The organism is Bacillus sp. 275 (assembly GCF_001999205.1).
Classification (GTDB): domain Bacteria; phylum Bacillota; class Bacilli; order Bacillales; family Bacillaceae; genus Bacillus; species Bacillus velezensis.
The window spans coordinates 2,541,326-2,565,298 of sequence record NZ_CP019626.1 but is presented as its reverse complement, the minus strand read 5'-3'; the positions used below and the strand labels follow the sequence as shown (position 1 = coordinate 2,565,298).

Genomic DNA, 23,973 nt, shown 5'->3' with positions numbered 1-23,973 from the left:
TGCGCTTTCCCTTTTAATGGGATTGCGCATTTTTCAATATACCCGTGCATTCGAGCATTCGGCCGAATAAAACATTCCAATCCCGTCTCCGGGCCAATTCACGGCGCAAAGCCTCATATGATCCGCTGCGGTCCGCTGCCAGAAGCGCGTCGCAGGCCACGATGAAATCTGCGGGGTCACTGCCTTCAACGTATTCATAGACGAAAGGCCTTTTGATTTTTGACGTAGAAGAAAGGTTGCAGCCGACAACCGGTTTCCCGGCGGCTAAAAATTCAAAAAGCTTAAGCGGAAATACCGCATCATTATAAGGGGAATTTTTATACGGCATGATGCCGATGTCGACAAGCTGCATATAGGACGGCACTTCATTCGGCGCGGCAGGTCCCGTCCAGATGACATTCGGACGCTCCAGAAGCGACTTGAAATCCGGATCGTCCTTAGCCGTGTTCGGGCCTACCAATAAAATCGTCCAGTCAGGCCTCACATCTGCCGTTTCCGCCATAAGCGCAAAATCGAGCTTCGGTTTGATTCCGCCGATAAAACCGAGAACCGTTCCGTTCCGTCCCCGTAAAATGTCTTCATCCGGCTGTTTATTTTCCCGTGAAAACAGGTCATATTCCACTCCGTTTTCAATGGTGAACACTTTCTGGTGCGGATTCTCCAGCTTTTTTCCGACCTCTTGGTGCAGACAGTCAGATGTACACGTAATGGAATCGGCACGCTGTATGATTCTCATTTCCGCTTGTTTAATGATGTTTCTTCTAACATTTGACAGAACTCCGGACCGGCCGCTGATCGGAGCGGCCCACAGATCACTGCAATCGTAAATCACTTCATCCCAAGGAAACAGATCTGCCAGCAGCGGAAAACCGGGGAAGGTGTACCATAAGCAGCAGCGGGCCCCTTCTCCTTCTTCCTTCAGCATGTTCAACAATGGTGAAAGCTTATGCCTGTAGCACATGTCTGTATACCTGCCGAAGCGGAAAGCTTTTTGCTGCATGAGATCCTTTACAGTGAACTGCCGGATTCCCTCGGCGATCCCGGCCATCTGACCATCATTGGCTCGCGGAGACGGGCATACCCAAATGACGCTTTTCGTTTCTTTTTGCCGGGCGAGAAATTCAGCCAGCCGGTGCCGTCTGTATCTCAGCCGGTCATGCCCCCATTCCGCCGCTCCGACGATTACGTGAATAATCGGTTCCACCTTCATCACCCAGCTCCTCTGACGCCTACAGTCTTTTCAAGACCGCGTTTTTCGCATATTGCATAAAACACCACGAAGCCTTGATAAAGTGCAGGCGCTCAATTTCTCTATAAACAAACCACGTTTTTTTTGCGGCTTTCCACTTGTTGCTTGAAATCGAATTCTGCACAAGCCTGTATTCTGAAAGGCACTCATTCAGGCCGTAAGCCGTAAATCCCCTTTTCAGCAAGGAAAGCCATGTCGCTAAATCCTGCCGCGTTCTGATATCAGGCATTTGAATCTGCCCCGTCTGCTCTCTGTCAATCATGACCGTTAAACATCCGATAATCGTGTTTTTTAAAGCTTCATCATATGACAGGCTTTCAGGGGCTTGAATCGTTTTGTCCGTCGGCGTTCCGTCCTGCTCCATGACGCTGTAGCCCGTAAATGAAAAAGCGCAGGACCGCTCTGCCATAAACGCAAGCTGTTTTTGAAGCTTTTCCTTTTTCCATCTGTCATCGCTGTCCAGAAATGCGACATAACGGCCCTTGGCATGTTTAAGGGCTGTATTTCTGGCAGCCGCGGCTCCCCCGTTTTTCTCTAAATAAACGACGCGGATCCGCTCATCCTTTTGTTCATAGTGCTGTAAAATATCTCTCGTTCCGTCCGTTGAACAATCATCCGCAATAATCATTTCCCAATGCGGGTGGCTTTGATGTAAAACAGACTGAATCGTGTCTTCGATATATTCACTTGCGTTATAAGACGGTGTAATGACAGATACGAAAGGTTTCCAGTTTGTCATGGTCACATCTCCATCGCAGATTTTTACAAGGACTCTCTAAAAAACTCAGGAATGACAATGAACATAAATGCAACTGCAATGCCGATTAAAACGCCCAGAACCGCTTTCTTTTTCGGCGGCATGCCTTGTCCCGCCGTTTCATTCATCGGCTCTGAATTGATGACGCCGGCCGCTTTCAGGTTCAGCTGCGTATTTTTCAATTCGTATAAAAATCGTTCCTTATCCACTTTGGCGTCCGCGCTGACGGTTTCTCCTTCAAGCGCAGCAATACTCTGCCGCACTACTTTTGCCCGTTTTTCAAACAGGTCCTGGTCATTCTTCAGAAAAGTTTTTATGACGGCTTGAAACACCGATTCGGTCTCCTGTTTGTTTTGGCCGCTGTAGCTGACCGTGATCAATGAATCTGATTGTGTTTCGACAGTCAGTTTACTTTTCACGGCCGCTCTTTCTTCGTCTGTTTGATCAGGCAAAGCCTGCTTTAAAAAGGCATCGCTCGTCAAAAGGAGCGGGATTTCTTTTGTATTGTTATAAAGCGGATGATCATAATTTCCCGCGGCGATCGCGGCTTCTGATGTAAAACTGCTGTTTCCGCTGATTTTTGACGGCAATACATATCCCGCCGCCCCTAACACAACGGGCAGCGCAATGATCCAAATGATATTCTTTTTGATACGCCGGGTTATTCTTGTCAACATATCCTTCATCTCGCATCTCCCTGTTTTTCATAGTACGCCGTGACGGCAGGCTCCTTTTGTAAACGCCTCAATATATTGACCGCCGCGATCACGAGCGAGAGAAATACCCAGTGGAAAAATAAATTTGATACGGAGCTTGGGCTGATGCTGCTTACCAAAAAACCGGCCATCGCCGTGATAAGTCCTTCCGTGATCAGTCTTGACTGATTTTCCGATTTTCTTTCATGACATTTATAAAGTGTCCAAAAAAGGAACAAATAGACTGTCAGGTAACCGAGCATCGTAAGCACGCCGAAGTTCGCCATAATCTCGACGATCCAGTTGTGCACCTCAACTACGCCGCCCGTATCATAAACGGGCTCCGCTTTTAAATAGTAAGAGACGTTTCCGGCACCCACTCCGAACCCCCAGGAATCAATCACATAGTGAAAGGCGTTCTTTAAAAGATTCGCCCTCGCGAGGTTGGAAGGAAGCGGTTGCTGTCCCGGCATCGCCTGCGGAGCTGAAAACAGATTCAAGACGGCATTGGTGATACGGCCCGCAAATAAAACCGCAAACAGCGCCGCACCCGCTCCCGCAGCGTACAGCGCGAGTTTTTTCAACAGGGAAGGCAGCAGGATGAAGACGTATACAGCCGCCCCCGCGTATATGCCCAGCAGACTCGCGCGCGAACCGGTCAAAATGATTAAATACAAAGCGCAGATCGCAAAGAGCAGGCTGACGGCCTTCACATAACCGTTTTTCATATTTTTCACCGCCGCCGCATACAGAAAGAAACTGATGCACAAAAACGTCGCGAAATCATTTTGATTAAAGAAAACGGACGTCGGATAATGCTGTTTGTACTGCGGGCCGTTATAAAGCGTGGAGCTCGGCAGATGGTGGTGTGTAAAATGATTGTAAAAGCCGATCGCCATCACAAAAATGGTCATCACAAGCCATATGCCGTAAAAAACCATCAGCTGATCAAAGCGCTGAATGAACATGACAATAAGATAAATCAGAAACATGCCCATTCCCATTAAAGCTAAATATTTAATCCCGTACGTCACGGATTTTGCCCACAATAACGATAGGAGACCGTATGTAAACCATAAGGCGAAAAACATCAGAACCCCTTTTACATTCACCCGATTCCATCTGTCAATATGATGACGGTTTGTCAGGATGCCGGCGATGTGAAGGGCGCCCGCTCCGATTAATAACAGCCGGTATATAAATAAGCTGAAAAATCCGAGATGGATCGCAAAGAAGGCCTGGTTTAAAAATGTACACGCGATCAGTATATAAATGAGCCCCATAAACATCTGACCGTTTGTTGTAAAGGCGGATAGCAAAGCAAGTCCGGCAATACCGATCATGGCGGCAAGCAGCAGCACGGTGATTTTTCCGAATCCGGCATCCGTCCTGACCGCCTCCAGCATGATGAATCCTCCTGTAATGAGAGCGGCAAGCAGCACAAGAACATGTGCCGCTGAACGTTTGATACTCACATGGCAAACCCCTTTCCAAAACCGGCAGCCGAGCCGGGCTGCCGAGAGCCTGAAGACAAATCTTTTTCTATCTTGCCAGTTCTTTTATTTGCCGATCGGCATGAACCGCCGGACGTCCGACGGAATGATAAGTGAATCCTGAAATCCTCATATACTCCAGCGGAAACATATTTCTGCCGTCAATGATGACCGGCTGTTTGAGCAGCTGCTTCGCCCTCTGAAGATCCATCTCCTTGACTTCCGGCCAATCTGTTGTAATCAGGCATGCATCCGCGTTTTTAATGGCACTGTACAGCTCTGTGTGATATTCAATGCCGCCGTCTCCTAATATCGCTGACGCTTCGGGAATCGCGATCGGATCATACGCTTTCACGTGAGCGCCCTGCTCTTTAAGGCTTGTGATGATATCAAGGGCCGGGGCGGAGCGGACGTCATTTGTGTGCGGTTTAAAGGCCAGCCCCAGTACGGCCGCGGTTTTCCCTTTTAAGGGACCGATGGCGCGGTTCAATTTTTCCGTAATACGGACCCGCTGCTTCTGATTGGTTTCAATGACGGCTTCCATCATTTGAAACGGATAGCCGGCGGCGTTTGCGATATGCAATAAAGCCGTTGTATCCTTCGGAAAGCAGGATCCGCCGAATCCGATGCCCGCCTGCAAAAATTTATTCCCGATCCGGCTGTCAAGACCGACGCCTTCTGACACATGGGAAATGTCCGCCCCGACACGTTCGCAAATATTGGCGATATCGTTAATAAAAGATATTTTCGCGGCTAAAAAAGCATTTGCGGCATACTTAATCATTTCCGCGCTTTCAAGATTGGTCTTTACGATCTTCGTACGGAACGGCTTATGAAGCTCTTCAATGACCGAAGCGGCATGTTCGCTTGTGGCGCCGATAACCGCCCGCTCCATCTGCATCGTATCCCGCACCGCCGAACCTTCGCGGAGGAATTCAGGATTTGACGCGACATCAAACGGATATTTTCCCTTTGACGCTTCGCTGACGATTTGGTAAACGAGCTTTCCTGTCCCGACCGGAACAGTGCTTTTGGTGACAATGATTTTGTATCCGTTCAGCTGTTCTCCGATTGTTTGCGCCGCTGCCTTAATGTAGGTCAGATCGGCTTCACCCGTCTTTGACATCGGCGTACCGACGGCGATATAGATGATATCAGCGGCTTTCACAGCCGGCTCAATGCAGGCCGTAAAGGATAAGCGCCCGGCACTGACATTTTTTTCGGCTAATTCCTCAAGCCCCGGTTCATATATCGGGATGACTCCGTTTTGCAAGCTTCTGATTTTCGCTTCATTGATGTCACAGCAAGTCACATGATGGCCGATTTCCGCAAAACAAGTTCCAGATACAAGACCTACATACCCTGTTCCTAATACAGCGATTTTTTTCACAGCTTCATCCCTCTTTCGAAAGGTTCTCCTCTTGCCCGGCCCGGTTCATTACGGATCGGTATTTCTCTTTCAGCGCTTTCGCGTTTTGGCTTGCGTCAAAATACGTGCGGACGGTTTGATAAAGTTCCTCGGCTGTTTGCGGCGTCCAAGCCTCTCCTTCGTCATATTGCAGAATCGATTCTGCCAGCGTCTCAGGTGAACCCGGCTTGATCAGCAACCCCCGGTGTTTCCCGAATAAAGAAGCCAATCCTCCGACATCGGTGCAGATCACCGGCACCTTCAGAGCGAGCGCCTCAATGACCACAGTCGGCATGCCTTCGCTGTAGGACGGCAGCGCCATTACATCCGAAGCCAGCAGATAGTCCTGTACCTTGTCGTTCGGCACTTGCCCGGTGACGATATGAGCGGCTTCACGCAATGAAGATGCGGCGGGACCGTCACCGACAAAGACGGCTTCATATCTTTCATCCAATGATTGAACGGCTTTTGATAAGTCGAAAACACCTTTCTCTTTGACAAGCCTGCCGATGAACACGATCAGTTTTTTATCCGGAGGAAGGCCGAGCCGTTTTCTGACGGCTTCTTTCGTCTCGTTCCTTTTTCGGAAGGCGTCAAGCGTGATGCCGATCGGAAGCACGGTGCACTCCGCTTCGATGAGCTTTTTCATTTGTTCCCGCAGACTGCCGCTCACAGCGTAAATATCGGCTGCTTCCCGCACCGCAAATGTAAATGCGCGATGAGCGCTTTTGCTGTAATGCGGATAGACATTGACATCACTGCCATGCAAGGTCAGCACATACGGAATGCCTAAAGCCTTTGACACAATGGCGGCCGCTCCGCCTGACGGCATGGCGAAATGCGCGTGAATCAGATCGGGCTTCAGGCCATGATTTTTGATTTCGGAAAGAATGGATTCCGCCATTCTTTTATGCGGCTGCGCCCATTTCAGCTGCCCGGGAACCGCCTGATAAAACGGCCGGTGGACGGACACGCCTTTCCGCCATTCATACGCCGGCCTGATATCCTTTTGCCGATACGTCTTTTTCAGCACCCGGAATGGCGCGGCGAGTTTCGGCCGCGGACAAATGACGGTCATCTCCGCGCCAAGCTTTCTCAATTCTTGGGCCTGCGTCTCATGAAAAACGCCTTCTCCCGGCTTCTCACTGCTCGGATAGACACTTGTCATCCACAATACCTTCATAGCAAACGTCCTTTTCTTAATTTACTTTTCATATGCGGATAAGCTTTTCCTAACAGGAATAAATAACACAACGCGCCGCAGGCTACGGAGATCGCCAGCCGCAGCTTGACATCAAGGCTGATCCGCTCCGTGCCGAAGCTGGCTGTAAAGGCGATGACACCCATTGCCGCCGTAAGCAGAAACGGTTTGGCCACGGCTTTGAAGTAAGCCGACAGCCGCAGCTTAATGACATATGCCAACAGCCAGCGCCCGATCAGGAAATTCAGGATGCTGATGAAAGCGTACGTCCAGGCTACCGTCAAGAGATTTCCGGACAGCACGGCGGCGTACAAAGATGCACCATACAGCAGCATCACCCCGGCGTCCCAATAAAACGCCAGATCGGCCCGCCCTTTTGCGAGCAGCACAGATCCGTTCGGATTCATCAGAACCCTTAATACCCCGACGATGGCGAGAACGTTTAAAACCGGGACAGCCGCCAGCCATTTTTCTCCGAATACCGAAGCCACGAATGCATCCGACACTGAAACCAAACCGAGCAAAAGCGGAAAGGATATCAGCGCGAGTATTTTGGTCATATTGAGAAATCCTTCTCTGATAACGCTGTTTTCATGCTTGTTTTTCGCAAAGACGGGAAACGCGACTCTCGTAATAATCGGATTAATTTTTAATACCGGAAGCGTGACAATCTGGTAGGCCAGATTGTAAATGCCGAGCGCCTCAGCGCCGATAAAACTGCCGATCAGAATCATATCAATATTCGCTCCGAGCCGGTTCACAAGCCGGGAAGACAGCTGAAAGGCCCCGAAAGAAAAGAAGCCTTTCATTCCTTTCAGATCAAAAACCAACGCCGGTCTCCATGTTTTTCTGCAGGCCATCCAGTACAGAATCCCTTTCGACGATTGCAGCAGCACCTGGGAAATCACATAGGCGAGAATCGGGTCCGTATAAAAAACCGCGGCCGCCAAATACACGAAGGACAGCACATTTGAAAAGATTTCAATCTTGCTTAACGTGTTAAATGCCAGCGCTTTTTGCAGCATATACTGGTATTGCTGACCGATGGGCGCGATTAAAAACATGACGGCCAGCACGCGGATTAAATAGACAAGCTCCTCCCGCCGATAAAAATCGGCGATGAGCGGACTGCTGAAAAACAGCAGCGCAAACAGCGCAAGCCCCGTTATGATATTCAGCCAGTACAAGGAAGACATCTGTTTATCAGTCACATGATCTTTTTGAATGAGAGCGGCGCCAAAACCCATATCAAGCGCAATTTGGGCAAACACCACTACCGTTGTGATCATGCCGACAAGGCCGAATTCAGCCAGTGACATGACCCGCCCGAGCAGGGCGAATTGGATGATTTGAATGACCGTAATACACGCTGTCGAAATACTTGTCCATTTGGCGCCGCTCAAGATTTGATTTGTAATACTAGGCATCGTTTTCCCTACTTTTTTGTCTGCTGACCAGAATTTTTATCGCGCCCCGTCACCGGTCCAGATCACTTTGCACGTTTTGAGCATAATCTTCAGTTCCAATGAAAAGGTCAGGTTGCGGATATAATATAAGTCAAACATTAGTTTTTCCCTCGGTGTCATGTCATATCCCCCGTTGACCTGCGCCCAGCCGCTTAATCCCGGCTTAACGGCCAGCCGCTCCGTAAACCCCGGAATCTCAGCCTGAAACTGTTCCGTAAACACGGGCCGCTCGGGACGCGGGCCGATCAGGCTCATTTCTCCCCGAAGCACATTTACCAGCTGCGGCAGCTCATCAATACGGGTCCTTCTGATAAAAGCGCCGACCTTTGTCACGCGGGGATCCTTTTTCAGCGCCCAGACCGCCCCCGATTTTTCAGCATCTATTTTCATAGAGCGGAGCTTATACAAATAAAACGGCTTCCCGTCTTTGCCTACCCGCTCCTGCTTATAAAAAGCCGGGCCGGGCGACTCCAAACGAATCAGGATGGAGAACAGGCCCATCACCGGGAGCGCCGCCAAGAGCCCCGCAAGCGCAAACACAATGTCCATGAATCGCTTAAAAGCCAAATAACGGGCCGTTCTTTCCGTAACGGCAGCGGAAGTCCCCTGCCGCACTGCATAGTTATTATTTACATTCATGCTTTTCTCTGCTCCCACTGACACACACCTCACGATTTGTTGGGATGTTTGATGACCTATGCCGTGAGTTTAGCAGATGGATGTTAATTGGAAGTAAAGGAAGCGTTAATGTTTATTAGAATGTTTCGATTATTGTTTTTTTATTGTAAATCTATTCATATCCATAAACAGCGGTTACTATAATTGAAAAGGATCACAACGAAAAAGCCTGCCGATCAATTTTGACCAGCAGGCTCGTACACAAATATATAAAAGTTTTACTTATAATAAGACACGATTCCATCATTGATGGCTGCAGCTGCCTTTTCCTTATAGGATGCTTGCTTTAATTTACTTGCATCAGACGGATTCGTAATAAAAGCCGTCTCTACTAATACACTAGGCATTTTGGAATACTTAATGACATAGAACGGAGCTGTTTTAACCTCTCTGTCTCTTGTTTTTAATGCATTAACAACCCTAGGCTGAATTTGTCCTGCCAGGCGTTTGCTTGCAGCGGCTTGATATGTCTCATCATAGTAGGTCTCAGTTCCGTTTGCAGAAGTTGCATCATTTGCATTGCCGTGAACGCTGATAAATAAATCCGCTCCTGCGGTTGCACCTTTATTTACCCTTTCCTGCAAGGAATAAAATGTATCATTAGACCTCGTCATGACCGGCAGAGCACCTGAAGCATTTAATTTTGTATTCAGCCTTTTAGCGATATCAAGATTGACGTCTTTTTCTAAAATGCCGTTACCTATAGAACCGGAATCTTTTCCCCCATGACCCGGATCAATTAAAATTGTTTTTCCTGCTGCCGGATTTTTCAGCTGGTTTGCAACATTTGAGCTGACAGCCGGGGTATTCCCGATAATGGTAAAGCTGCTTAATTTTTTTCTCCCGATAAAGACTCTTGTTTCTTTTGAAAGATTGCTGCCGTTTGTCAGAATGATAGATTGTTTTTTCTTTGCAGCAAGAGCAGCACCCGCTATGGAGTCTGCATACCCGAAACCATTGCTGACGAATACATTGCCTGTCGGAAGATTTAATTGCTGAACTAGATTGGCCGCAAGTTCGTATCGATTGCTTCCGCTGATTCTTTTTGGAGAAGGGAGTTTTTTAAAGACAGAGGCATTTATGCTCCCGGTTCCCCCTGCTACAATAGAGCTTTTGATCCCCTTGCTTTTTATAGCTCCTGCTGTGGCACTGTTGATAGCTGTTTTATTCGTAAACAAAATTGGATATCCGTTCTTTGCGGCATATGGAATTGCAGCTATTGCGTCAGCATATAAAAATCCGTTTGCAATAACGGCTTTTGAGGCGGCAGGCATTTCCTTTGCTACTTTAGCTGCCGTATCATATCGGTTGCTTCCTGAAATTCTCTTAACACTGATGCCGAGCGCTTTGATTTGATTTGCTGTATTTGCTGACACAGCAGGCGTTCCGCCGACAATAATGACCGTTTTTGTTTTTAATTCTTTCAGACGGGTTTTCGTCTCTGATGACAAATTATCTTTGTTTGTGTAAAGCAGCGGCGCATTTTTCTGATATGCCATCGGGGCAGCAGATATAGCATCTGCATACGAACCTCCTCCGACGACAACAGCTGTACTCGCTGTTGAATACACCTGCTTGGAAAGCGCAGCAGCCGTACCGTACCTGTTGCTTCCCCCTACTCTTTTAACCGCGTTGTCAGCTAAGGCTGACGGGATAAATAAGATGAGTCCCAGCATAGAAATGATCAGGACTTTAAGATAAGAACGCAATTGCCTTCCTCCTGCTCTCGTTTATTTAATAGTCAGTCAATGTGGTGCCCGGATAATAAAATTTTAAAATTGAACTATATGAATCTCCCGAATCCGCTCTTGCCTTAGCGCCGTATTGGCTCATACCGATGCCGTGTCCATATCCCTTTCCGCTGATTGTAAAAGCAGAACTGTTTTGACTGACGGTCACATAAGTGCTTTTAAACACGGAGGCTCCGATCATCGTTCTCAGTTCAGTCACCGGCACAGTCATTGCAGATGTTTTATTTGCCTCGTAATTTCCATTGTTTTGTTTGACAGCGTAATTCACTTTCAAAGTTGCTGTTTTAGCCCGCTGTCCTTTAGTTGTTCCGCTGAATGTAAGATCTTCTATTTTTAAAATTTTAATGGCGGAAGCGCCCGTTTCCTTATTTTTCAGAATCCAATTTTTAATACCGCTCAGTTGAGCTGCATTTGTCTCATTCTTTGAAGCAAACCAAGAGGCCGGCTTATTTACATCAATTGAATCCGGATTGATTTGCTGCTTAGAAAGCGTCAGACTCCAGGCAGTTTGAGGATCTTTTGTGTCTTTTTTCGCAGTTAAATAAGGAACGCTTGAACCCCATACTTCGCCGCTTGATTCTGTATAACCGCCATTACTCGATGAATAAGCCGCCGTAATTAAATTCCCTTTGTAAGTCAGCACCTTATTTTTTGTCTGCTGCACCGCTTTCGTTGTATTGGCATTCCAGCTGTACCCGCCATATACTTGAAAAGCAGTAGTATCAGCAACAGTGCTCCCGGTCTTCGTAATTGAGTATGTTCTTGCCGCAACCGTTTGCGCCTTCAGCGCTTCAAGAGACCAGCTTGCAGGCATTTCATTCGGTACGACACCTTTTAAATAATCTTCAAAAGGAATGTTTTCATTTACAGGTCTGATATATTTGCCTGACTCTATTGAAAAATTAACCGTCCCCAAGTATTCTTTTCCATTCAAACTGATCCGGTTGGATTCATTGTACGTTTCCGGTTTTATTCTCAATGAATTCCCATATGTTTTAATATGATTAAGATTTAACTTTCCATTATTGATTTGTAAGTTGTATGTGCTTCCGCCGGCTAAGTAAAAATGGTTTGAAAGCTCATTTTCAACCCCGGCGGAAATGGAGCTTGTGCTTCCGATAAAGTCGTATGCATACGACGCCTTCTCTTTTGTCACTGATTTAGCTGCTGAAGGAACATCATCTTGTTTGATATATAATATTTGGCTGTTTTTTTTGGCGGCTAAAGAAGCGCCAACCAGGACATCAGCATATTTCGTTCCATTAGTCATGACGACTTTATCAGCCTTCAACTTTAGCTGATTAATGATATTAGCAGTCAATTCATACCGTGTTGATCCGGGTATTCGCTGCACATTTGAAGTTTTTTTAATTTGATTTTCTACAGCATCACTCACGCTGAACGAACTCCCGATAATTATGACTTGCTTCGGAAGATCATAATCCGGCAATTTATCCTTTTCAGTCAGTAAAATGGGATAGCCGTTTGCAGCGGCATACGGAGCAATGGCTAAAGCGTCTTGAAAAACATTACCTGTTACAACAATTGCTTTATCGTAATTTCCCATTTGTTTTGCAATGTTTTCAGACAGAACATAACGGTTTTTCCCGCTGATTCTTTTCACAGCTCCATAAGACTTAAGCTTATTTTCAACGTCCTTTGAAATACTTTTAGCCCCGCCGATGACCAGAATATTATCGGGATTGAACTTAGCAATCTGTTTTTCTGTTGTTTTTGTCAAAGTGTCCGGCTGTGTAAATAACACCGGCGCATCCAATTTTTTTGCCAGAGGAATTACTGGTAATGCATCGATAAAAACATCACGATTGACGAGAATAACGGTTTTAGGATTCGTCCATTGGGAGTCAGATGCAAGAGCCGCCGTCTCATATCGGGATGCCCCCGAAAAGCGGTTGGTTACAGACACATGATCACCGGTAACCTGATAAAAACCGGTTGGAGATAAAGAAATGCTTGATTGATTTCCTATGTAATTTGTCAGCTTAACAGATATATTTGAATCTGCCGCAAAGGAAACCGCCGGTATAAGCAATATAACAACAGCTAGAGTCAGTCCTATTAAATGTTTGCAAGTTTTCAAGATTACAGCGTCCCCCTGTTCATTAATTTGCCGGTTCGATATCCTTCAGCATAAGCTGTCCCTTGCTATTTTTTTGATATTTTACTGTCACTTTGTCGCCATTATCCAAATTCTTAACATCGTCGGCTGATTCTTCAGTGATATCAAAACTTACCGGTTCATGATCCACAGTGACTTCTATTGTATGAGTATCCGCCAGTCCTACATAAGTGCCCTCTTTCGTTACCAGCTTTTCACCCGCATCCTCGCCCTGAGATTTTTCATTATTAACTCCGCACCCGGCGAGAAGCAGTATAAAGAACAAACATCCAAAAATTTTTTTCATTTTTTTCACCTCATTATGGATTATCGACAATATATTATCTATTTTAAAGAAAAATTAAGAAACATTGAAACTTTTTTCGATAACATTCGACTATATTAGGATTTATTGTATTCTATTATAAAATATTTCATTTACTGGGAGTTCGATTTCCAATTTAAAACAGATGGGGTGTATTGAGATGAGAAGTAAACGAAGAAAAAAGAAAAAGACTTTGTTACTGGTCTTTCTGACAATCATCGGCATTTTTATTTTAGTTTCCGGCGGCTTTACATACTATCTATGGCATAAAGCGGCATCAACCGTCGCCAGTATTCACGAAGACATTAACAAATCGAATAAACGCAGCACTGAGGTGAAAATAAATAAACACGAACCGTTCTCTGTCTTGATCATGGGAGTGGACGAACGTAAAAATGATAAAGGAAGAGCCGACTCGCTCATTTACCTTACTGTCAATCCAAAGACAAAAACAACGGAAATGGTCAGTATTCCGCGTGACACTTATACAAAAATTATCGGCAAAGGCACGATGGATAAAATCAATCATTCATATGCATTTGGCGGTACGCAAATGGCAGTAGATACTGTGGAGAATTTCTTGAACCTTCCTGTAGATTATTTCATTAAAGTAAATATGGAAAGCTTTAAAGATGTCGTTGACACTTTAGGAGGCATCACTGTCAACAGTACATTCGCTTTCAACTATGACGGTTATTCCTTCAGCAAAGGCAATATTTCATTAAACGGTGATGAAGCCCTCGCTTACTCACGAATGAGAAAAGAAGATCCTAAAGGGGATTTCGGGCGCCAAGACAGACAGCGGCAGATTATAGAGGGTATTATCAATAAAGGGGCAAGTATCTCTTCTGTCACGAAATTCGGAGATATGTTTAAAGTAGTAGAGAACAATGTAAAAACGAATTTAACCTTTGATGATATGTGGGATATTCAATCCGGCTATAAAGATGCCCGCAAGAAAGTGATTCAGCATGAGCTGAAGGGTGACGGCACCAAAATCAACGGAATTTACTATTATAAAGCAGATGAAAACGGTCTTGCTTCCATTACTAATGAATTGAGAAGCAGCCTCAACCTTTAAACTAATGCAGAAAAAGCAGCTTCGCATACATTATGCGGAGCTGCTTTTTTGTTACACTTCAAAAGAATCAGGACGCTCTGAACGCAGTCCGAATTGATAGAACAGCCCCTCAGCAATCCTTCTTGACGCCATGCCATCTCCATAGGGATTAGATGCCCGCGACATTTTTTCATATTCCTGCTTGTCTGTCAGCAGCTGTTTTGCCATCTGATAAATCGTTTCTTCATCAGTACCGGCTAATTTCAGAGTGCCCGCCTCCACTCCTTCGGGCCGTTCAGTCGTATCGCGCAATACGAGAACCGGCTTTCCTAAGGAAGGAGCTTCCTCCTGAACGCCTCCTGAATCAGTTAAAATAAAATACGACCTTGACGCAAAATTGTGGAAATCAATCACTTCAAGAGGTTCAATTAAATGGACGCGCTCCGAATCACCAAAGTGCTTATCAGCAGCTTCACGTACAGCAGGATTCAGGTGTACCGGATAAACGACTTGCACATCACTGAATTCATCTGCGATCCGGCGGATGGCTTTAAACATATGTTCCATCGGCTGACCTAAATTTTCCCGGCGATGCGCCGTCAGTAAAATCATTCTGTCATTGCCGATTTTCTCAATAATGTTATGGGAATATTCAGAGTGAACCGTTGTATGCAAAGCATCAATCGCTGTATTTCCGGTAACAAAAATGGAGCTTTCTTTTTTATTCTCATTCAATAAATTTTGCTTCGCTTGCTGAGTCGGAGCAAAGTGGATATCAGCAAGCGCTCCGGTCATTTGGCGGTTCAATTCTTCCGGAAAAGGTGAATATTTGTTGCCCGTCCGCAATCCGGCCTCCACGTGTCCGACTGCAATCTGGTGATAGAAAGCTGCAAGGCTTCCGGCAAAGGTTGTTGTCGTGTCACCATGAACAAGAACAATATCAGGTTTGATTTCCTTAAACAGGCCGTCCAGTTTTACCAGGGCGTTTGAAGTAATTTCAGCCAGCGTCTGCCGTTCTTTCATAATATTCAAATCAAAGTCAGGCTTAATTTGAAATGCGTGAAGAACTTGATCCAGCATTTGTCTATGCTGGGCAGTCACAGTGACATATGATTCTATTTCAGGGCGTTTTTTTAATTCGAGCACAAGGGGCGCCATTTTTATCGCTTCAGGCCTTGTACCGAATACCGTCATGACTTTAAGTTTTTTCATATCTCTTTCTCCTGTATCAAGTTTGTGATCATTTTTCATTATCAACCCATTTTACACGATATGATCCGCCGGTTAAATATCTTGTATTATTTTTCCCCTAAATGAAAAAGGATATATCATTAAGGCTTTACGGATAAAACTTGTTTAATAATGGTTTATCTTATATCATTAAAAGTGTTAAAAATGAAATATCGGGTATACAGAAAATATCAGCAAGCCTGAGTCTGTATAGATATCATAACTTATATTTAAGTGATGCTAAGGAAGGTGCTTTAAAGTGAAAAAAGTACGCAAAGCCATAATTCCCGCTGCAGGTTTAGGGACACGCTTTCTGCCGGCAACAAAAGCCATGCCGAAAGAGATGCTTCCGATTGTAGACAAACCAACGATTCAATACATAATTGAAGAAGCGGTTGAAGCGGGTATTGAAGACATTATTATTGTTACGGGAAAAAGCAAGAGAGCCATTGAAGACCATTTTGATTACTCACCAGAGCTGGAAAGAAACCTAGAAGAAAAAGGGAAAGTCGAACTCTTAGAAAAAGTCCGAAAAGCCTCTAATCTTGCTGACATTCATTATATCCGGCAAAAGGAGCCAAAAGGTCTTGGACATGCCGTTTGGTGCGCACGTAATTTTATCGGTGACGAGCCATTCGCCGTCCTTCTCGGAGATGATATCGTTCAAGCTGAAAAACCAGGGCTTCGCCAGCTGATGGATGAATATGAAAAAACACTTTCTTCTATTATAGGGGTTCAGCAAGTGCCTGAAGAAGAAACCCATCGTTACGGAATTATTGATCCGCTGACAAGTGAAGGCCGCAGATATCAGGTGAAGAACTTTGTTGAGAAGCCGGCTCAAGGGACTGCTCCGTCCAATCTGGCAATACTGGGACGTTATGTCTTCACTCCTGAAATCTTCATGTACCTTGAAGAACAGCAAATTGGTGCCGGAGGGGAAATTCAGCTTACAGACGCTATTCAAAAGCTGAATGAAATCCAGCGGGTTTTTGCTTACGATTTTGAGGGCAAAAGATATGATGTTGGTGAAAAACTAGGTTTTATTACCACTACATTAGAATTTGCGATGCAGGATCGTGAACTGCGTGATCACCTTATCCCTTTCATGGAAGACCTGTTAAGAAAAGATGAATTATAAGAAAAAAAGCTGTTGGATTTATTCCAACAGCTTTTTATTTTATAATGCAGGTTAAAGTTTGATTATCGTTATTGATAATAAAGGCGTATTTATCATTTGCCGCAATAAATTGCCGATCACTGCTGCCCTTTATAACATCTTTATTATTCAGGGATAGATCTGCCGGAGTAATAGCTGATATTCCTCTGAAAACAAGCTGCTCGGCCTTGCCATTATTCACTGCATAACTGACCTCGCCATTTTTAAGATATAGCGTCTCCCGGCCGTTCACTACTTCTTTCTGCAGCTCTTTCATTTCTTGCTGAATATCATTAACGCGCTCACCGAGATGTGACACAAGTTGATCAGTATCACCCTGCTTTACATACGGAGAAAAAGCGGATGCTTTCACATTTGAACTTTTTTCGTTATAGACCGCTGCATTTTCCGGGATATAGTACGTTTTATTATTGGCCTCAATCTTTGCTGATTGCCTGTCTTCAGATACCACTTTCACCTGAGCACCGAACGGAATAAGGAAGTCCGCCTTTTTTTTCAGCTCTGTATCTTTATAGGCCTGCGTCTGGTCTTTTAATACGAAACCTTTTTTGTTCACCAATATCTGGTCTTTCCCCTTGTTAACATCATCTTGATATCCGATCTTACCGAAGGAAGCGATCGTACGAAGCGGGGCGCTGAAAAACATGGTTCCTGCCATAAACACAAGCAGTATTGATAAAATAGCAATTTGAATAGCATTGACTGCTGATCCGGATTTACTATTTTTCTTTTGTTCCTTCACAATTGCCTGCTGCTCAGGCGATTCTTTTTTACGTTCAGCAACCTGATCTTTCTTATATTTCTCTTTGTCTTTTTTGGAGAGTTTATTAAACCAATCGATAAATGCTTTGTACTCTTTGACGACGGTTTCAGTGTCGTCGAACATTCTTAATTCACCATAGTGCATCCAAGCCACACGGTCACACATTTTTTCAATCTGACCGATGGAATGACTCACAAAGAAAATGGTTTTTCCTCGTTCTTTAAATTCCTGGATCCGGTCAACACACTTCTGATAAAATGTCTGGTCTCCTACGGAGAGGGCTTCATCAATGATTAAAATATCCGGATCTATATGCACGGAAATAGCAAAACCAAGGCGGGACTTCATACCGCTTGAATAGTTTTTCACCGGCTGATTAATAAAATCACCGATCTCAGCAAACTCAACTATGCTTTCATACATCTCATCGATTTCTTTATTTGTCAGCCCCATCATTAAACATTTAAGTTTTATGTTATCCCGGCCCGTCAAAGCATTATTTAAACCGGCTGCAATCGCAATCAGCGACGGCTGGCCGTTCATTTCAATTTCACCGCTTGTCGGCGGTATCACTTTTGCAAGCAGATTGGACATCGTCGATTTACCCGATCCGTTAATTCCCACAAAGCCGATTGTCTCCCCTTCATATACATCAAAGGAGACATTTCGCACAGCGAAAAAACCGTTATCTTTAGCAGGGAAAAACAAACCTTTTATTTTGTCCGACTGTTTTTCATAAAGATGATACTGCTTTGAAACATTTCGAAACGAAACCTTTAGTTTCATCGTACAATCTCCTTACGTATTAAAGAAAGTCAATAAACTTATCTCTGAATTTCATGTGTAAAACAGAACCGACTGTTAACAAAAATAAGGTGAACAGCCAGAAATACAGTGTATATTTCACATCTTGAAAGAACCACTGACCATCTAATAAGCTGTTCCTGAAACCGTCAATTATATAAAAAAGCGGATTCAGCTTCAAGACAGGAACCAATTCCGGGTGAGCTGCCCCCAGCTTTGAGTTAATATCCCAAAAAACCGGCAGGAGGAAAAACAAAAGTCTTGTCACTGCCTGCAGAAGAAACTGATAGTCTCGGATCAGCACGCTGATTGTCGAATTAAACAAGCTGAACGAAAATAAGAAAGCCATCAGACAAACAAAATAATAAATATATTGAAGCCAATGAAGGCTCGGATAGATTCCGCTGGCGAGCAATGCAATGATATAGATCACCATCATAATTGCATAACTGAACAAATTAGAAGCGATGGCGACAGACGGCAAAGAACTGATTGGGAAATTCATTTTAGCAACCATTTTAATTCTTTTAAATACACTATTTGATCCGTCCAGTATTGTCGGGCTTATAAAAAACCACGGTATCAGACCTGCAAGCATCCACAGAATAAAAGGCACTTCTCCGGCACCTGTAGCCATCGGCCCCCCTTTTCTGATCCCCAATCCAAAAACAAACCAATAGGCGAGCATTTGAATAAGAGGATTTAAAAACTGCCATAAAACGCCTAAATAATTCATTTGATATTTAGACTTTGTTTCATAGGCCGCTAATCGCATGATTAAAGGAAATGATGTTACTTGCTCTTTTAGTATTTTCACTACAGCATTCATTTTAATCTTCCTTAGGTTGATTTGATTTTATAAAGCATCGCTGATAATTGTACCAGAAATCAAATTTTTTTTCACTTTCAAGCCGCATGCAAATGCTGCTAAAAGGTTTGTAAATCATAATAGAAAAACCCCTTGATACAAAGGGGTTTTTCTATTATTCAGATTCAAACACAATTTTCACGACTTTCTCAGAAGAATGTCCTGACTCAAGATAACAGAATTTGTCATAAAAAGGTTTGAATGAAACCGGGTGCTGATAATCCGGTGATGAAATATGTTTGATTGCCTCGATCGTTTCCTCTGTCGTTTTCACTAACGGACCAGGAGCATCTTTCTCAAAATCGAAATAAAACCCTCTGAGTTTATCCCGGTATGTTTCAATATCGGGAACAAAAAACAGCATCGGGCGTTTCAGATTTGCAAAATCGAAAAATACAGAAGAGTAATCGGTAATTAACAGATCTGAAATCATATACAATTCCCGAATATCTTCGTGTGCAGAAAAGTCGTAAGCAAACCCTTCAAACGGAACGAGGTCAAAATTTTCGGCCACAAGATAATGCATTCTCAGAATAACGAGATATTCATCTCCGAGCTCTTCCCTTAATTTATGCAGGTCTAAATCAAGGTCAAATTTATAACGGCCTTTAGCATAAAACTGGTCATCTCTCCATGTCGGCGCATAAAGAATGATTTTCTTATCCTCAGGCAGGTTTAACCTTCTTTTTATCGCTGTGATTGTCTCATTATTATTATCATTATGAAGAAAATCATTTCTGGGATAACCTGATTCAATCATAGTTTTATCGAATTGAAAGGCGCGCGCAAATATCTCAGACGAGTAGGCATTAGGGGAAATTAAATAATCCCAATTGGATGCCTCTTTAATAAAATTCTTTTTATATTTTTTCGTATTAGTACCCGGCATATGAACTTCTTCCATATCCATTGCAAGTCTTTTTAAAGGCGTGCCGTGCCATGTTTGAAGATAGGTTGTATGTTCCGGCTTTGGAATCCATAAAGGCAGACGGCTGTTGACGACCCAATATTCTGCCCGCGCCATAGCAAACAGCCACTTGATAGAAAGCCTGTTAATGTATTGAATGCCCTTCTCTTTAAAAGGCGCTGCATACTGTTTATTTACGCTCCAATACATTTTATATTCCGGATGATTGATTTGCATGTATTCATAAATGGCTCTCGGATTACAGCTGTATTGTTTGCCGTTAAAGCTTTCAAAAATAATGGTCTTGCTTTTAACAGGCATTTTGCTCGCCATTCTGAAAACAACTTTATAACCTTTCGTAATGAGGGAATTTCTGCGTTTTTTCAGTTTTTTCATTTTGGAAATGAAACGTTTTTTCTTCCCTTTTATGAAGTATCTCATCCTTGTTTTCAGGCTGTAGTCGTTCACACGGATACAAACAGTCTGCTTTTTCTTCTTTTTATATACCTCATACCTGACCGGTCCGCTGTCTTTATTCACAACGCTTATGAGGCCTTTCAGTTTATTTTTTCTGTCTCCGAGCACAAGCGGAGTGCTGCTGAGAACAATAGGTTCAGCTTCGTCGTTTTCACAATGAAACTCCATAAACATACGGTAGACAAATCGTTTTTCCAGAGAATAAGGAATATCTTTTAATGGAATTTTTATTTGGAAATCAAAAATTTCAGGGGTGAATGCATCTTCCCGAAGCTGTTCAATATTCTCCGTTTTTTTCGTCATTTTAATAGGGAAATGTTTCTCTACGGGATCTTCTCCCCCTTTTTTAATGACAAATTGCAGGTTTTTAACTGAAAGCTGATTCTCCGAACTTAGATATCCTGCATACCCTGAAATTATAATCTCTTCTGCCTTCAGCTGAATCTCATCAAACTTCACAATTTTCGCTTCTCTTTTTACCTTTAAAGAGAAATTGCCCTTATCGGTTGTATAAGGTAAAATTAACAGCTCAGTCGTATGATCAAGGTGGTAGGCACGCTCAATCGCTTCAGCTTCCACGGTTAAACGCACCTGCTTCGGCTGTTCTTCTTCCGCTGCCGGTTCCCCCAGTACCACATAAAAATCATAAGTCTGTCCCATTTCTAAAGGTTCAGGAAACGAGTGAATATTAATTGATGCACTGTATTGAGCCGGGCTCTCTTTCTCTAAAATAACAACATCCTCGGCGCCGGAACGCCGTTCTTTTAATTTTAAATAACATTTCACTTCCTCAGCTAACGGTTCTTCGCTTTCAAGTGAAATAGAGAGTGCCAGGTCTCCCACATTATTTTTTAAGCTTTTCAAAATACATTTGCTCACGGTATTTTCATCCATACTTATTTTCTGCTCCTCTGAATTAAAGCTCTTCACTTAACCGATTTCACTTAATCGATGTGATCCTTTTTGTTTAATTTAATAGAGAAATTCCCTTTCACAGTCGTATAAGGTTCGAAAGTATATCCGTTATTCATAAACCGATCTTTTTCGCCGAAATTGACTTCACGGCTGGATACCCTTCTTAGAATACGGATATGGTCAGCTGTTATATATTGAATGTAAAAGTCAAGAACCGAAGTATGATTTGCGTCAATTTTTTCTTTTTGGATGTCCTTTTCAAAATCTATATAAAATGGCTGAGCCGGTTGATCAGCGGATACGGATATGATTTCAGATTTGTTTTTCCGATCAATCCCAACCATTCGGACTTTTTCAAATGCATCATTCTGGTCAGACACTGAAACGCTGATCGCTAATCCGTTGGCATTTTTTTCAAAAGATGTGATCGGGTGTTCTTTAGAACCGACTTTTTCAGCAAGCCGTTCCTTTTCTTTTCTCACTTCAACCATTTTGAAAAGAGCATATGACCAATTTTTAATATAGTTTGGTTTAGAGTATTTCTCCGCCATTTTAAAGGCTAGACGTGAAAATTGTTTGTGAGTGCTGTCATCTCTCATTAAAGAGATAATGGCCTCAGCCAGCTTTTCTATATTATATTGTTCAATTACATAGCCGTTTACTCCATCTTCTACCAAGCTTCTGGCACCGTAATCGTAATCGTAAGTTACGACCGGGCATCCATTGCTCAATGCTTCCATATTGGACAGACCGAAGCCTTCAAAGTGAGAAGTTGAAATTGTCAGCCACGCTTTTTGAAACTCGTAATCAGGGTTGTTCGTGTAGCCTTTCAGCAATACATTATTCTTGAGGTTTTGAGCTTTTATTTCCTTTTTGATTTTCTCTGTTTCTCCTCCAGAACCGAATATTTCCAGTTTCGCATCCGGGATTTCATTTACAACAAGTTTGAACGCTTTAACGGCATGCGTCAGGTTTTTCATTGGTACAATCCGAGAGATAATAACCGCTTTATTTCGTTCGCTCGGAACTTTCAAAACCTCTTCATCAAGCGGTTTATTAATCGTATGCGGCGTAAAAAAGAATGTCTCTTTTTCCCCTGAAATCAAACTGAAATCTGCTATCTGCTCCTCAGTGATAAAAAATACGGCATCAAGGTTATTTATTTGACCGAAAAGTTCTTTATAGCGTCCTTTGATCTGGAACTTATTATCACCATAATGTTTATTGTGAATAATCGCGGCATAATAAGATGACGGCGCTTTTTTCACTCTGAAGACATGTTTATCCTGTAGTCTGCTGTCGACCAGAAATAGTTTAGGCCGATCGTTTTCTTTTTGGAGAATATCAATCCAATGCCTGCGCAACTCAAATTCATCCTTAAATGTTAAAGGGTCTTCTTCTGAGTACCAAGTAAAATGTGTGAATTTGACTGCTTCACTTTGGTCATCCCACATGAAGTGCTTTTCCAGATAAACGACATTTTCGTTGTTGATAAACTCCTGAAGGAAGATTTGATTCGTCTTTGTATCAAAATGAGAGACAATGACGGGTTTTCCTTCTTTATTGTATTCTTCCCTTTTGATTACTTGTTTTTCATCATTCAGGTAATCTACGTAACGCACGTCATCACTGCCTGAATAATAGGAAAGATTATAATCGTTTGATGATTTTCCGAACATTTTTGAGATAGTTTTGCTTACTTTCCCCTTACTGACATGTTTTTTTATTTGATTCAGCTCAATTTTCTCCGAATAAATCCGCTTGCCTTTTGTTCTTTTACTTAAAAAGTCATCGTACATGTTGATAACTTGTGTATATTGAGGGTCCGTTTTCTTTCTTTCAAAGAGTTCGTTTTTTTTTCTCCGAAATTCCAAATCAAATTTAAAAGTAAGAAAGGCGGTATTCTTTTGACTCTCTTCTCCGAATAGTTTAGAACGCAATAATAGTGATTTGGTCAGACCTCCGTAATCATCCGGGAGGCCTCCTGAGATAAAATAATACATCATATCGGGAAGCTCATTATTATCGTTAATAGGCTGATTGGACAAATTTTTTCTCCCTTTCACCATATGGAATTTAGTAAAACACTGCAAAATAATACTATTCCCTCAGATTATTATAACAAACAAACCTATTTAAGCATCAAAAAGTACTCCTTATCAGCAAATAAGAAGTACTTTGAACAGTTCATACATTCAATAATTCCGTATTACACCCCGGCAATTTCTTTTTTAATCTGTGTGGTGGAAATGCCTTCGGTTCTAGGGAGGTAGATGACTTCGCATTGATCTTTAAGGAAATCGAATTTGCCTTCCCAATCGTCTCCCATTACGAACACGTCGATGTTGTGATCCGCTACGTCACGTACTTTTTGATCCCAGCTGTTTTCCGGAATGACTTCGTCGACATAACGGATCGTTTCCAGAATCAGCTTTCTGTGTTCATAGCTGTGGTAGGCCTTTTTTTGTTTTTGCAGGTTGAACTCGTCTGTTGAGATGGCAACAACAAGGTAATCTCCAAGCTGCTTTGCGCGCTCAAGCAGTTTAATATGACCCCAATGCAGTAAATCAAACGTTCCGTAAGTAATGACCTTCTTCATGAAACAAAAGCTCCTTTCTATCATCATACGT

At 43.3% G+C, this 23,973-nt stretch carries 19 protein-coding genes; 2 read left to right on the top strand and 17 right to left on the bottom strand.

The window, feature by feature from the left end:
* Nucleotides 1-13: 13 nt before the first annotated feature.
* The 11 genes from tuaH to BZ167_RS12370 form a co-directional block, all read right to left on the bottom strand.
* On the bottom strand, nt 14-1,210 hold the full coding sequence (gene tuaH / locus BZ167_RS12420) for a teichuronic acid biosynthesis protein TuaH (protein WP_060673980.1): 1,197 nt from the start codon (nt 1,208-1,210) through the stop codon (nt 14-16).
* Between the two features lie 19 nt (nt 1,211-1,229).
* Complete coding sequence (gene tuaG / locus BZ167_RS12415; protein WP_060673978.1) at nt 1,230-1,988, bottom strand: teichuronic acid biosynthesis protein TuaG; 759 nt, start codon at nt 1,986-1,988, stop codon at nt 1,230-1,232.
* 23 nt (nt 1,989-2,011) lie between these two features.
* Nucleotides 2,012-2,692, bottom strand: a complete 681-nt coding sequence (gene tuaF, locus BZ167_RS12410) for a teichuronic acid biosynthesis protein TuaF (protein WP_060673976.1) — start codon at nt 2,690-2,692, stop codon at nt 2,012-2,014.
* Nucleotides 2,689-4,176, bottom strand: a complete 1,488-nt coding sequence (gene tuaE, locus BZ167_RS12405) for a teichuronic acid biosynthesis protein TuaE (protein WP_077392093.1) — start codon at nt 4,174-4,176, stop codon at nt 2,689-2,691. Before tuaE ends, tuaF begins: the two co-directional genes overlap by 4 nt.
* A 67-nt stretch (nt 4,177-4,243) precedes the next feature.
* Nucleotides 4,244-5,584: a UDP-glucose 6-dehydrogenase TuaD gene (gene tuaD / locus BZ167_RS12400; RefSeq protein WP_015418341.1), complete on the bottom strand. Its 1,341-nt coding sequence runs from the start codon at nt 5,582-5,584 to the stop codon at nt 4,244-4,246.
* Between the two features lie 4 nt (nt 5,585-5,588).
* On the bottom strand, nt 5,589-6,785 hold the full coding sequence (tuaC, locus tag BZ167_RS12395; protein ID WP_015418342.1) for a teichuronic acid biosynthesis protein TuaC: 1,197 nt from the start codon (nt 6,783-6,785) through the stop codon (nt 5,589-5,591).
* The gene (gene tuaB, locus BZ167_RS12390; RefSeq protein ID WP_015418343.1) at nt 6,782-8,230 is read right to left on the bottom strand and encodes a teichuronic acid biosynthesis protein TuaB; all 1,449 of its coding nucleotides are present in this window, start codon (nt 8,228-8,230) and stop codon (nt 6,782-6,784) included. Before tuaB ends, tuaC begins: the two co-directional genes overlap by 4 nt.
* A gap of 36 nt (nt 8,231-8,266) precedes the next feature.
* Nucleotides 8,267-8,926, bottom strand: coding sequence for an exopolysaccharide biosynthesis polyprenyl glycosylphosphotransferase (locus tag BZ167_RS12385; RefSeq protein ID WP_003151373.1), 660 nt, complete (start codon nt 8,924-8,926; stop codon nt 8,267-8,269).
* A gap of 239 nt (nt 8,927-9,165) precedes the next feature.
* The gene (locus BZ167_RS12380; protein WP_053574018.1) at nt 9,166-10,656 is read right to left on the bottom strand and encodes an N-acetylmuramoyl-L-alanine amidase LytC; all 1,491 of its coding nucleotides are present in this window, start codon (nt 10,654-10,656) and stop codon (nt 9,166-9,168) included.
* 25 nt (nt 10,657-10,681) lie between these two features.
* A complete protein-coding gene (locus tag BZ167_RS12375) occupies nt 10,682-12,799 on the bottom strand; it encodes a SpoIID/LytB domain-containing protein (protein WP_053574019.1) in 2,118 nt (705 codons plus the stop codon).
* A 22-nt stretch (nt 12,800-12,821) separates the two neighbouring features.
* Nucleotides 12,822-13,124: a membrane protein gene (locus BZ167_RS12370; RefSeq protein WP_017418804.1), complete on the bottom strand. Its 303-nt coding sequence runs from the start codon at nt 13,122-13,124 to the stop codon at nt 12,822-12,824.
* Between the two features lie 178 nt (nt 13,125-13,302).
* Between BZ167_RS12370 and tagU the strand changes: the two genes are divergently transcribed.
* Nucleotides 13,303-14,223: a polyisoprenyl-teichoic acid--peptidoglycan teichoic acid transferase TagU gene (gene tagU / locus BZ167_RS12365; RefSeq protein ID WP_060673967.1), complete on the top strand. Its 921-nt coding sequence runs from the start codon at nt 13,303-13,305 to the stop codon at nt 14,221-14,223.
* A gap of 51 nt (nt 14,224-14,274) precedes the next feature.
* On the opposite strand, the gene wecB is transcribed toward tagU, so the two are convergent.
* Nucleotides 14,275-15,414, bottom strand: a complete 1,140-nt coding sequence (gene wecB / locus BZ167_RS12360) for a non-hydrolyzing UDP-N-acetylglucosamine 2-epimerase (protein ID WP_060674146.1) — start codon at nt 15,412-15,414, stop codon at nt 14,275-14,277.
* A gap of 277 nt (nt 15,415-15,691) precedes the next feature.
* Here wecB and galU point away from each other — a divergent pair, with 277 nt between their 5' ends.
* On the top strand, nt 15,692-16,570 hold the full coding sequence (gene galU / locus BZ167_RS12355) for a UTP--glucose-1-phosphate uridylyltransferase GalU (protein ID WP_015240700.1): 879 nt from the start codon (nt 15,692-15,694) through the stop codon (nt 16,568-16,570).
* Between the two features lie 34 nt (nt 16,571-16,604).
* On the opposite strand, the gene tagH is transcribed toward galU, so the two are convergent.
* The 5 genes from tagH to tagD form a co-directional block, all read right to left on the bottom strand.
* A complete protein-coding gene (gene tagH / locus BZ167_RS12350) occupies nt 16,605-18,158 on the bottom strand; it encodes a teichoic acids export ABC transporter ATP-binding subunit TagH (protein WP_060673965.1) in 1,554 nt (517 codons plus the stop codon).
* Between the two features lie 19 nt (nt 18,159-18,177).
* On the bottom strand, nt 18,178-19,005 hold the full coding sequence (gene tagG / locus BZ167_RS12345; protein ID WP_017418800.1) for a teichoic acids export ABC transporter permease subunit TagG: 828 nt from the start codon (nt 19,003-19,005) through the stop codon (nt 18,178-18,180).
* 154 nt (nt 19,006-19,159) lie between these two features.
* Nucleotides 19,160-21,322 (bottom strand): teichoic acid poly(glycerol phosphate) polymerase, encoded by a 2,163-nt coding sequence (locus BZ167_RS12340; RefSeq protein WP_077392092.1) that lies wholly within the window; start codon nt 21,320-21,322, stop codon nt 19,160-19,162.
* A 50-nt stretch (nt 21,323-21,372) separates the two neighbouring features.
* Nucleotides 21,373-23,391, bottom strand: a complete 2,019-nt coding sequence (locus BZ167_RS12335) for an alpha-glucosyltransferase N-terminal domain-containing protein (protein WP_060673961.1) — start codon at nt 23,389-23,391, stop codon at nt 21,373-21,375.
* A 161-nt stretch (nt 23,392-23,552) separates the two neighbouring features.
* Entirely contained in the window at nt 23,553-23,942 is a 390-nt protein-coding gene (tagD, locus tag BZ167_RS12330; protein WP_003151361.1) for a glycerol-3-phosphate cytidylyltransferase, read from the bottom strand.
* Between the last annotated feature and the right edge of the window lie 31 nt (nt 23,943-23,973).

Coding starts and splice junctions, on each gene's coding strand:
- wecB (WP_060674146.1), bottom strand. CDS start 15,414: ATGAAAAAACTTAAAGTCATGACGGTATTCGGTACAAGGCCTGAAGCG.
- BZ167_RS12340 (WP_077392092.1), bottom strand. CDS start 21,322: ATGGATGAAAATACCGTGAGCAAATGTATTTTGAAAAGCTTAAAAAAT.
- tuaG (WP_060673978.1), bottom strand. CDS start 1,988: ATGACAAACTGGAAACCTTTCGTATCTGTCATTACACCGTCTTATAAC.
- tagG (WP_017418800.1), bottom strand. CDS start 19,005: ATGAATGCTGTAGTGAAAATACTAAAAGAGCAAGTAACATCATTTCCT.
- tuaB (WP_015418343.1), bottom strand. CDS start 8,230: ATGCCTAGTATTACAAATCAAATCTTGAGCGGCGCCAAATGGACAAGT.
- tagD (WP_003151361.1), bottom strand. CDS start 23,942: ATGAAGAAGGTCATTACTTACGGAACGTTTGATTTACTGCATTGGGGT.
- tuaC (WP_015418342.1), bottom strand. CDS start 6,785: ATGAAGGTATTGTGGATGACAAGTGTCTATCCGAGCAGTGAGAAGCCG.
- BZ167_RS12370 (WP_017418804.1), bottom strand. CDS start 13,124: ATGAAAAAAATTTTTGGATGTTTGTTCTTTATACTGCTTCTCGCCGGG.
- tagU (WP_060673967.1), top strand. CDS start 13,303: ATGAGAAGTAAACGAAGAAAAAAGAAAAAGACTTTGTTACTGGTCTTT.
- tuaF (WP_060673976.1), bottom strand. CDS start 2,692: ATGAAGGATATGTTGACAAGAATAACCCGGCGTATCAAAAAGAATATC.
- tagH (WP_060673965.1), bottom strand. CDS start 18,158: ATGAAACTAAAGGTTTCGTTTCGAAATGTTTCAAAGCAGTATCATCTT.
- tuaH (WP_060673980.1), bottom strand. CDS start 1,210: ATGAAGGTGGAACCGATTATTCACGTAATCGTCGGAGCGGCGGAATGG.